Raw genomic sequence first — 10854 nt, 5'->3', positions numbered from 1 at the left:
GTGTGCTGATTTTTTGTGTTTAGCCATAATAATCTCAAGTGGATAAATAGTGAGGTTATTATTCTAAAAGCCCATTAGCATTGGTAGGTGGGGTTAATTGACCGCTTACGTTTATAAAACTAATAAGATCAACAAGCTAAATAACTAAAAGGTTAGATAATCTGCTTTTATTTGTTCTGGGAACACTGCACGAAGAGAAGTAAGGGAGAATTGAAATAAATAAACAACGATCAATCAATGGTACACCATCAGGAAAACCAGTAGAAAAGAACGCCCAAAGTACGCCTTAAGGAATTAAAAACGCCTGTACTAAGTAATACCAATCCAATCAAGCATTGAAGCGTTCGAAATGCGATAGTTCTAACGTTGGGGTACAGATAAAGGTTTCCGTCGACATGTTCGCGACTCCGTAGTTAAAGCCTTTGCCTGCGCTAATTTCTCAGCCCTAATATTGTAATTACGTCCATAGACCCAAAGCCAAAAAGTAAGACCGACGGCAACACCACAGCTTATTTGCCCAATCAATCCATATTTTTGTATAACCTCAATAAAGACTGAAGCCGTTCCCATTAAAAAGCCGACTCCTGTAACATAGTTACCTTGCCCTGTTAGTCGTGATAACGAAGCGATAACTAAACAGATAACAATAAATATTAAAAATAACAATAAATAATACAACACTTGGCTAAGCTCATTTTGTGTAATTTGACGCGAAATTAGCCCATGTTGATAAGAGACATACATAATGAAAATGAATATGGAAATAGAAGAAAACACAGGGATCAAAACGCCAGTAAATTCCCGTAAGTTTCTATGGGTTTTGTGGAGTACAATGTTAAGTGCTGTTGCAATATGCTTAGTACATGTATCAAAGACTGCGAGTGGAAAGCCAATAATCGCAAGCCAAAACGGAAAGTCAGATACATCTAACCCTATTTTATCTAAACTCAATAGAGCAACCTGTTGAATAGCCGCATCTAATGCAGGAATAATAATATCAACTTCAATGAACTGAGGCATAAGCTGGTCACTTCCCAAATAGTTAATAAGAGCAAACTTTAACTCGACGTTCTCTTTTAAAGACCTACCTAGACGAAGTACAAACCCATGTTTTCTTATTTTTAGAAACCCGCTTAATCTTTTTGGCTTTAATTAGATTATTAATAACCCCCGTAAACTCAGATTTAGACCTCTTCAGTTTTTTCCTAATGAACTCAATCGTGTTTTCGCTATTGAAGTGTGATAAGACAGTTTGTTCAAGACTTTTTTCAATCTTACTCACCACAGGGGGCTGACTTTTCTGAACGATGGCTTTTGGCTCAAGGGCAATTAAATATTTCACTTTATGCAGCTGACATTGAAAACGAAATGCTGTGACTAGTGAATTATCTCGCGAATAAAGAACAAACTGACTCATTTCACGTTGCGACTCTGATAACGAAGCAACTAAACCGACTGCATTACCAATAATGTAAAAATCAGCTTGATTTGATCCGACAGGGTAACCAGATAGATATAAAAATAGCTTTCTTTCACATACCTCTTTTACGGCTGCACTTCTTGAAAAAACCATCACTTTATCTGAAATTGTAGGATTAATTTTTTCAATTTCTTTTGAGCCAACATTTTCAGCATCTACAAATATAAACTTCATAAAAACTCCAAATCCATCTGGGCAAATAGCGGTCTAATCATCGAGTTAAAATAAGCCAATTAAACAAGCATTGATTGGCTAATCTAATTTAGAAAAGTACGAAACTCAATAAGCTAAATGGCTATTTGTAAATATTCTCTCAAGAAAAAGAGTTTGGACATTTCACTTTTCATTTATTTACAATCTAACCTGTGGTTTTCTTAAAAAACGCCCTTAAAACCAAGTGTCGGCAGTGCTAAGCTCTTACAAAAACCTTGATTGTGTGCGGGTAAAAAGTCATTGCGTAGCATGATTGGGAAGTCTTATGCTTAAATTAGGTTAATGGTTTTTCGCTAAAAAATAAGCCAAACATTTCAAGATAGTTATATTTCAAAATAGTTATGTAAATCGTAACCAAGGATAAAGCTCGAATTCATCCGAAGGAAGTCGTTGCAACTTAATGGGTCAAGAACAGCGCGAGCCATAAACGCTAAAGGCGATGCCCGCACAGAACTAGTGTAATCATATTTAAATTAACCATACCAAGAAAATAACTGCCACTATATAATCCCCTGACAGTTAGCTTTTCTTCAACTCCCTGACATCAAGGACTCCAATGATCAAAGTCATCTTCTCACACGGCAAAGAAAGCGGCCCTTGGGGCAGTAAAATAACGCAGTTAGCGAGTATTGCAAAAGAATTGGGGTTTACTGTTGATAGCATTGACTATACACAGCTCAGTGATCCAGACCAAAGAGTCGATAAGCTAAATAGTTACTTAACAGAGCTACACGAGCCTTATGTGTTAGTGGGTTCAAGTATGGGCGGTTATGTTTCATTGGTTAGTGCAGCTAGCCACCAGCCACAAGGATTGTTTTTATTAGCTCCCGCGCTGTTTATGCCAGATTATCAGCAGCAAACTTATTTAACACCGCCATGTCCTGTTGAGATCATTCATGGCTGGGCTGACGATGTGATTCCAGTGGCGCACTCAATCCAATATGCCCAAAGAGCACAATGCACCTTGCATTTAATTGACGGCGACCACCGTTTAAATAGCTCACTTGAGCAAGTGTGTGAATTATTCCGTGCTTTTTTAATTAGGATAAAGCCTACAGCAACCTAACTAAAATAGAGCAAGTTATGACGGATTAACACCCCAAATTGCTCGACTTAACGATAGCTTTTAATCGCTAGCTCTTTTGCCGCCGCCCACGATGGTTGATTATCACTGCTGCGACAAACAATTATTAGAGCAATCAGGCGTTAACGCAATTGCCATCAGATGCATCTAGCTGTTCCTTCATAATTGGCTAGTATTTTTGTTTTCATGTCACGACAAACTAATTTAGCTTCTTTATCGCTTAAGCCCCAGACGACTAATCGAGCATTACGTTCAAACCGATTACCCTTGGTTAAACTTAGATAAGTTGTACTCATGGCTTCATCGACGAATAAGCTTTGGTATTGACTGTGGATGTCTGATTTACACTCTGAAGATTTGATGATGCATTCTGGACATTTTTCGAGTAGCTTGCTTGGATAATTACCACTTCGCTCTGTGCAATCACTTTGCGAGACCATCTCGCCCATAAAAACGAACTCTAACTCTCTGGAACTGTTCGGTACGGAGAAGTAAACCCGAGACTCCAGATAAACTGGCTGCTCAATAACTGAAGGGTTGCTATCAACTCCGTTATAGTAATAAAGCCCAATTGCGGCCAGCACAATTAGAAACACTAATTTTTTCATCGACTCATCCTTGTCTCGACACTATCAATAGTTGTTTAATAATATATCAATCGAAACTACCAACAATTCCAATAGTTTCTCTTACAGGCGTAATCTAATTTATTAAGCAATTAAAATCAATAAGCTAAATGCTCCTAGATAAATGCAGCCCTAGCGCTGCCTCATCAATTAGATTGCTAAGCAAAGGAGAAAATGTCCCCTGCGCCAATGTTAATTTGATTAAATTATTAACGCGCACTGATTTTTGTATTTTAGGATTATCTAATCCAATAAAATTAGAAAATTACCCATAAATAACTTTTTATGAGGGCCAAAACCTCTCGATGAAACACTAAGATTACGCTCCGTTTATCAGCGACACCAACGCATCTGTACTTGTTTGCTAGTTTATTAAACACATACTCGCCTTTGGTCGACTCCGACAATGAATGTCTATATGATAAGTCGACAAAATGGTATCCAATATATTAAAAAATTAAATAAAGTTAATATTCATATAATTATAACGTAGGAATAAACAATGAAGTTGAAACTCGCTTTTTCATTATTTCTTGGCTTGTGCGGCTCTGCGACCGCAGCTACCGGTTATTACCGCTCGCCAGATATTCATAAAGACACCTTAGTTTTTACCGCTGAAGGCGACCTGTGGGTTAGCCAACTGAACCAGCGCCAAGCCCGTCGTTTAACCACCCACCCTGCTGAAGAAACGCAAGCAGCTATCTCAAACGATGGCAGTCAGGTGGCGTTTGTTGCTAACTATGAAGGCACTAAAGAAGTCTATGTGATTGGCATCAATGGTGGTATTGCCAAGCGTATTAGTTTTGAAAACAGTGCAGTTAAACTGCAAGGCTGGACCGCTGACGATAAAGTGTTGTATAGCAGTAACAACCGTGTTGGTCCCAAAGGTAACTGGACTTTACGCCAAGTTGACCCAGAAAATCTCGTAGCCAGCACCATCCCACTAGCTGATGCTATTGAAGGCGCAATCGACCAAGATAATAAGAACATCTATTTCGTACAGTTTGGTTTACAAGTTTCAACCGATAATGCCAAGGTATATCGCGGTGGGGCTAAGGGCGAGCTATGGTCATACCGTTTGGGTTCAAGTAAAGAAGCGAAAAAGCTCACTACAGATCATATCGGCTCGGTACGTCAACCTATGGTTTACCAAGACACGCTTTACTTTATTAGCGATGCAAGCGGTAACGATAACATTTGGTCTATGAACCTTGATGGCAGTCAGCAACGCCAAGTTACTCGTTATAAAGACTGGCCAGTACGCTCGGCTAAATTAGATCAAGGTAAGATCATTTATCAGTTAGGCGCCGATCTTAAGTTATTAGACTTAAACGCCGCTAACAGTGACACCTTAGCCATCGAACTCACCTCAGATTTACCTAATTTACGTGAACATTGGCTCAACCAACCACTTAAATATGCGACATCAACACGCCAAGCATCAGATGACGACAAAGTGGTGATCACTGCTCGCGGACGCGTCGCTGTCGCTAGCATTGATAACTCACGCTTAGTTGAAATTGCCACACAACCTGAATCAAGAACGCGTAAAGCCATTCTTAGTCATGACGGTAAGTGGGTTTACGCCATTAATGATACCAGTGGTGAAATGGAGCTATGGAAATATGCTGCCGATGGCTCAGATAACGCGAAACAATTAACCGACAACGGTTCAATTTTCCGTTGGGACATTTCATTGTCTCCAGACGGTCAGTGGCTAGCTCACGATGATATGAATGGTGATCTATGGCTGCTAAATATCAACACAGGCAAAAATAAGAAAATCATGAGTATGGGCGCTGGACTCGACCCATACTCTCGCGTGGTTTGGTCGGCTGATAGCAAATTATTAGCAACAACCCGCAGTCATCAGAAGGATGAGCGCAGCCGTGTTGAACTTTTTTCAATTGATAGTAGCAAATCACTGACCCTAACCAGTGATAAATATAATTCATTCTCTCCGGCATTTAGCCCAGATGGTAACTGGATTTATTTCTTATCAGATCGTTCATTTACCGCCAGTCCAACCTCACCGTGGGGTGATAGAAACCTTGGTACTACGTTTGATCGCAGAACCCAAGTATTTGCTTATTCATTAAAGAAAGATGCCAGCTTCCCATTTCAAACCGCCAATGAATTGATGGTTAAACACAATGATAAGTCAGATAAGAAAGAAGATAAAAAGGCTAAAAAGAACAGCTCTGTCGATTGGAAAGGGTTAACCGATCGCCTATGGCAAGTACCAGTACCATCAGGCAACTACGCCAGCTTAAGCGTCAATGATAAGTTCCTTTATCTAACCGACCGCGTGAATGAACCAAAGACGAAGCCAACGCTTCAGTCAATTAAAATCAAACCGTCACCTAAGTTAACTCAATTTGCTAACAATGTAGCCGATTACAGCTTATCTGATGATGGCAAGCGTATGTTTGTTAAACTCAGGGGTGGTAACAACAGCAAGCTCTATATTGTTGATGCCGGCGGCAAGATGCCTTCAGATTTAACAGACGCAAAAGTTGTCACCAAAGATTGGCAGTTGCTGATTAACCCTCGCCATGAATGGAATCAAATTTTTCATGACGCCTGGATTATGCATCGCGATTCTTTCTTTGATAAAGACATGCGCGGCTTAGATTGGCAAGCAACCAAAGAAAAGTATCAACCGCTGTTAGACCGTATTACCGATCGACACGAGCTAAACGATATCTTTGCTCAGATGATGGGTGAGCTTAACGCTCTACACTCCCAAGTACGTGGTGGTGATGTTCCTAAAGATGCTAATAGTGCTAGAACGGCTACCTTAGGTGCGGTACTAACTCAAGGTCGCCGTGGTGTCTTAATTGAACACATTTATCAATTTGATAAAGAGCTGCCTAGTCAAGCCTCACCATTATTACGTCCGGGTGTAGATGCAAGAAATGGCGATATCATTACCGCAATTAATGGCATAACAATTAAGTCTGTTGCCGATCTTAACCACCAATTACGCAATCAAGCGGGTAAGCAAGTGTTACTCTCGCTAAAACGTGGCAGAAAAGCAGTACAAACCATTGTGACACCGACATCACCTAGAACCGATAGAACTCTACGTTATAACGATTGGGTGAATAACAATCGTATAAAAGTTGAGAAAGCGCATAAAGAAATCGGCTATTTACACTTAGAAGCAATGATCGCAAAAGATATTGCAAGCTTTGCCCGTGAGTTTTATGCCAACTACAACAAGCATGGTTTAATTATCGATGTTCGTCGTAACAATGGCGGTAATATTGATAGCTGGATCATTGAGAAGTTATTACGTCGTGCGTGGATGTTCTGGCAAGCGCCAATTGGTGAAGCGTCAACGAATATGCAGCAAACTTTCCGTGGTCACCTCGTCGTGTTAGCCGATCAATACACCTACTCTGATGGTGAAACATTTACGGCGGGTATTAAGGCACTTGATATTGCTCCAGTCATTGGTAAAAAAACAGCTGGTGCGGGCGTTTGGCTTCGTGGCATGAACCGTTTATCTGATAACGGTATGGCCCGTGTTGCTGAGTTCCCACAATATGCAATGGACGGCCGCTGGGTGGTTGAAGGCAGTGGTGTCGAGCCAACAATTGAGGTGGATAATTTACCGCATGCAACATTTAATGGTAAAGATGCTCAATTAGAGACAGCGATTAAGTATCTAAAAGGTCAAATGAAGAAGTCACCAATTAAGCCATTGAAGGCAAAACCGTTCCCTAAGAACCCACAACCTGCGGACGATATCTTGCCTAAATAGGCAGGTGAATCACCGCTTGATTAACAAAAATGCCGCGAGGGAAACCTAGCGGCATTTTTTATTGGTGTTGTTTGAAGCAACCAAATATTGTCGTCCTGAAATGCTTTTATTCAGGGTCTTGTTTTGCTTTTAAAAAGAGAGATTCCGGCTAACAACATGCCGGAACGACGATGCAGGGTGTTAATTGCCCGTCCCCCTGAAAATCGGTTATTCAGAGTGACGCTTGGTAATTACAAGCAATGAATCGTCTAAACAGATTTCATTTCGATCGCATCAAGCTCAGTTTCGCTGAGCAATGAACGAAGATGCTCAATGATCTCATCATTACTAGCAATCATATAAAAATCAACTCCATTACCATTGCCATCTAGAATGATAGATAGCATATTATTACTCGCCGTGATCGTTGAAATTCGTTCAACCGCTATCGATTGCTGAGGGACAACTTTAGCTAGAGGCATTGCCTGCAAGCGTGAAAAATCAAGCTTGTCATCGTTTCTTTTTATCAAATTACCTAACGCATTTTTAGCAAAGTAGCCATCAGTATAGCGATAGCAGCTCAATAGCAGCGGCAGCACTAACAATAGCAGAAATGGTATCATTTCATCATAGACAAACCATTGATAAAAAAAGCTCACTATAAGCGAAATAATGATAGAAAATAGAAAGTATTTATACAAAGACGGCTTAAGTTTCAAAACGTATTCCCAAACAATAAAAAATTGTCGCTAGAATAACATTTTTCTCACTCACAGGTAATAGGCCGCCATTGAACGGCGTTTACAGCATCCCCCTAAAGTATGTTATTGAGGGCCTCACGGTGAGATAAAACAGAACACTTAAGCAAGACAAAGATCCCGGCTTAAACATTACCGGGAAGACATATAGGGGTAAATTCACCACGAATGAAATAACCGAATGTCGTCGTCCTGAAAGTGTGTTATTCAGGACCTCAGGTTGAGATAGAACTTAAATACGACACAGATTCAGGTTTAAACACCACTGGGGGGCATATATGGGTAAGCTAGAGCTCTGCCAACAAACCCTATTATGGCGAGGCACCATTTAATGAGTCGACGTAATCGGATAATTTCCGTACTTTTAATTCAGTCAACAACACCATCAGAAAACCCAACGAGCCAATTACAACGTAAAAAGAGTTTAAGCCTTGATGATCAGTCACTGCACTTAAACCAAGCAATAAAAACAATGCGCTACATAGGCTATGAATTAGGTCATTAGTGTGTAATTCAAAGCGTTTTGTCGCAATATCATAAGAAATGTTTACACGATTAGCTAAACCACCCAAAGTAACTTTAATCCGATTGTTAGTTTGCTTAGCTTTAAACCCTTGGTTGATTAATTTATCGAGCAATTCATCCATTTTTTGATTTTTCGTCCTTCATAGTTTGAACGAGCATAATAACTTATAGCATTTTCTTATTACAATAAGTGGCTTTTTCAAAGTCATTAATATTCATAGATATATTGTCAACATCTGGAAATAGCTCAGCAAGTTTACTTACCATACGTTGTGACAAATCAGCTTTTTGTTCGGTAGTTCGACCTTGCATGATATTGCCAAAGACGTGAATAAAGTTTTGCTTTTGATTTCCCACGATATAAGTGCTAAATGGGTTGACCCTAACTTTTATATCATTTTCATCAAATAAGCCCGCCGAGTTTGCGACAAGATGTATTTGCTCATTTATTACTTCTTCAGGGTGCATTGTTAAAATAGCGGATGAACAATCGATCACAAAATGTGGCATAAAAACTCCTACGTGGGTGTGTAAATTTAATTAATCATGCACTACCCTCTCGCGGTGCAAGCTTACAATTTAAAGTAGAAGCTCAGTTTGATCAATCTAATAAGCGACTTTCGACGAATACTTAATAAGTCATCATATAGCCATTGTGCTTTTTTCAAACAAACCGTCCCTAAAACAACCAACTTAGACTTTAGTCGCCCGTTCATCTAAATATTAAGTAAGCAAATTGTTCACCAAACACACTCTTATGATGCTGAGTCGTTAAAGTAGGCTGTTACTCTTTACCTTTTCAAGTAAAAAGTCGATGAATGCTCGGAGCACCGGTTTAGGATATTTGCTGCCATGATAGACAGCATAAATGTCGCCGCTAGACCCTTCGTGTAATGACGGCTGCCACTCAGGTAAGCACACAACTCATGCTCGTAAAGAGGGTGAAACTGAACAACGACTATGTGCATTAGCGGCATGGCAAGAGTCTCCATTATTCAATAATACTGAGCGCGCAGTATTAACGTTAACTAAAGAAATCACCCATGTATCATCACATGGCGTCACTGAAGCGACTTATCAAGCATGTGTTGAAGAGCTAAACAATGTAAAGCTGCTCCTCACCGATTATTTTTCAGTTTTTTGTTGGCGAGCAGCTTGAGCAAGCGCTAAATTGTCGAACTTTGTCGTTTTCACTTTAGCAATGGTGACTGTACCTTTTAATGTTGAAGATAGCACCAGCGTTTGACCAAATGAATTATCGACTACACGACTGATGCTTTGCTCATCTTGACGTGATAATTTAAACTCAAGGGCAAAGTTATTGTTCTTTTTACTGGTCTCTATCGTCATTTTCATCATATCGATAGCTTGACCTTCTTCGCTTTCTAACCCAATCTCAATCACAGCTGACTGACCTAACGCTGTCATTAGTTGCGGAGCGCTATCTAGCGTTGCATGTTTAAGTTGAATCGGAAGCTCACTACTTTTATAACGTTGTGGCACATCATAGATCTCAGCTTCAATGAAAATAACCTCTTGCGCATATGTTGGCCATGCCAACCAACTAGCACAGAACAAAAACAAAGATACTAACTTTTTACTCAACATAATTCTTCCTTACATTAATAGTGTTTTTCTAGTGCCTATTACATCACCTAAAAAAGAACCAAACAATATAACAAACTGATATTCATATAAATTCATCATATTCATTGCGATGAATTTTACTTTTCCTCTTTTTTAAGTGATACCAATTAATGCATAATTGTACTCATCAATTTATGCTGGAAATCAAGACATGGACTTTGCGAGTCAATTATTAACTTTACGGCAAAATAAACAGTGGACACAAAAAGAAGCAGCTGCCGCAATTGACATTCAGCAATCTTATTTATCAAAATTAGAAAATGGACTATTCCAGCCTTCCGACGAAGTTATCGACAAGATTTGCGTTGCTTATGCCATCGATAAAAAAACGCTCGTCCCATCCTTGCCCAGTCATGGGGTGAGTCTTTATGCTAGGTTTGGCATTGTAGCCATCATTGGTGTAGGTTTACTTTCTTTTTTGCTTGGGTACTTTTCTTTGCTATACCCAACAACCTACTATACTTATCAAGCGCAGCCTTCACATACAATGTCTAAAGCTCCAACAGGATTAAAGCAAACGTCGCTAGTGCAAGCTCCGTCAGAGCAAGCAACGCACGTTTACTACCATTTAACGGATCAATACCTCGGTGATAAATATATTCAAGCAATAGCCAACACCCCGTTTGTATACACTTTAATAGCAGAGAGAGAAATTAGCAGCAGTGAAAATAACGGGCTGATGGCGTTTGGCGTCTTTATCTTTATATTCGGTATTGGTTATATATTATTGCTAAAGTTATTGACATGATTGATAGGCAGCATGTAAAAAAGGC

At 39.7% G+C, this 10854-nt stretch carries 11 protein-coding genes; 4 read left to right on the top strand and 7 right to left on the bottom strand.

All coding sequences use genetic code 11. From position 1 onward, the window contains the following. Nucleotides 1-360: 360 nt before the first annotated feature. Complete coding sequence (locus Q8W26_RS10155) at nt 361-1020, bottom strand: hypothetical protein (RefSeq protein WP_101213773.1); 660 nt, start codon at nt 1018-1020, stop codon at nt 361-363. A 64-nt stretch (nt 1021-1084) separates the two neighbouring features. Then, nucleotides 1085-1654: a hypothetical protein gene (locus tag Q8W26_RS10150; protein WP_101213772.1), complete on the bottom strand. Its 570-nt coding sequence runs from the start codon at nt 1652-1654 to the stop codon at nt 1085-1087. 595 nt (nt 1655-2249) lie between these two features. On the opposite strand from Q8W26_RS10150, the gene Q8W26_RS10145 reads away from it, so the two are divergent. Continuing rightward, the gene (locus Q8W26_RS10145; RefSeq protein ID WP_305473265.1) at nt 2250-2759 is read left to right on the top strand and encodes an alpha/beta hydrolase; all 510 of its coding nucleotides are present in this window, start codon (nt 2250-2252) and stop codon (nt 2757-2759) included. A gap of 155 nt (nt 2760-2914) precedes the next feature. Here the strand turns inward: Q8W26_RS10145 and Q8W26_RS10140 are convergent, their stop codons facing one another. Further along, on the bottom strand, nt 2915-3385 hold the full coding sequence (locus tag Q8W26_RS10140; RefSeq protein ID WP_101213771.1) for a hypothetical protein: 471 nt from the start codon (nt 3383-3385) through the stop codon (nt 2915-2917). Between the two features lie 520 nt (nt 3386-3905). Here Q8W26_RS10140 and Q8W26_RS10135 point away from each other — a divergent pair. Then, complete coding sequence (locus tag Q8W26_RS10135; protein ID WP_101213770.1) at nt 3906-7172, top strand: S41 family peptidase; 3267 nt, start codon at nt 3906-3908, stop codon at nt 7170-7172. 248 nt (nt 7173-7420) lie between these two features. On the opposite strand, the gene Q8W26_RS10130 is transcribed toward Q8W26_RS10135, so the two are convergent. From Q8W26_RS10130 to Q8W26_RS10120, 3 genes are all read right to left on the bottom strand, one after another. Then, on the bottom strand, nt 7421-7870 hold the full coding sequence (locus Q8W26_RS10130; protein ID WP_101213769.1) for a hypothetical protein: 450 nt from the start codon (nt 7868-7870) through the stop codon (nt 7421-7423). Between the two features lie 350 nt (nt 7871-8220). Then, nucleotides 8221-8556, bottom strand: a complete 336-nt coding sequence (locus Q8W26_RS10125) for a hypothetical protein (RefSeq protein WP_101213768.1) — start codon at nt 8554-8556, stop codon at nt 8221-8223. Nucleotides 8557-8599: 43 nt separating this feature from the next. Beyond that, a complete protein-coding gene (locus Q8W26_RS10120; protein ID WP_101213767.1) occupies nt 8600-8944 on the bottom strand; it encodes a 5-carboxymethyl-2-hydroxymuconate Delta-isomerase in 345 nt (114 codons plus the stop codon). A gap of 358 nt (nt 8945-9302) precedes the next feature. On the opposite strand from Q8W26_RS10120, the gene Q8W26_RS10115 reads away from it, so the two are divergent. Next, nucleotides 9303-9593 carry a carboxymuconolactone decarboxylase family protein gene (locus tag Q8W26_RS10115; protein WP_153071473.1) on the top strand — a complete coding sequence of 97 codons (291 nt, stop codon included), beginning with the start codon at nt 9303-9305 and terminating at the stop codon, nt 9591-9593. Here the strand turns inward: Q8W26_RS10115 and Q8W26_RS10110 are convergent. Next, nucleotides 9560-10042 (bottom strand): hypothetical protein, encoded by a 483-nt coding sequence (locus tag Q8W26_RS10110; RefSeq protein WP_101213766.1) that lies wholly within the window; start codon nt 10040-10042, stop codon nt 9560-9562. The two genes, Q8W26_RS10115 and Q8W26_RS10110, sit on opposite strands and share 34 nt — an antisense overlap. A 190-nt stretch (nt 10043-10232) precedes the next feature. On the opposite strand from Q8W26_RS10110, the gene Q8W26_RS10105 reads away from it, so the two are divergent. Then, entirely contained in the window at nt 10233-10829 is a 597-nt protein-coding gene (locus Q8W26_RS10105) for a helix-turn-helix transcriptional regulator (protein WP_101213765.1), read from the top strand. Nucleotides 10830-10854: the final 25 nt, after the last annotated feature.

The sequence above is a fragment of the Psychrobium sp. 1_MG-2023 genome, assembly GCF_030689115.1.
GTDB lineage: Bacteria > Pseudomonadota > Gammaproteobacteria > Enterobacterales > Psychrobiaceae > Psychrobium.
The sequence above is the reverse complement of the archived record's forward strand: the minus strand, read 5'-3'. Positions and strand labels throughout refer to the sequence as shown.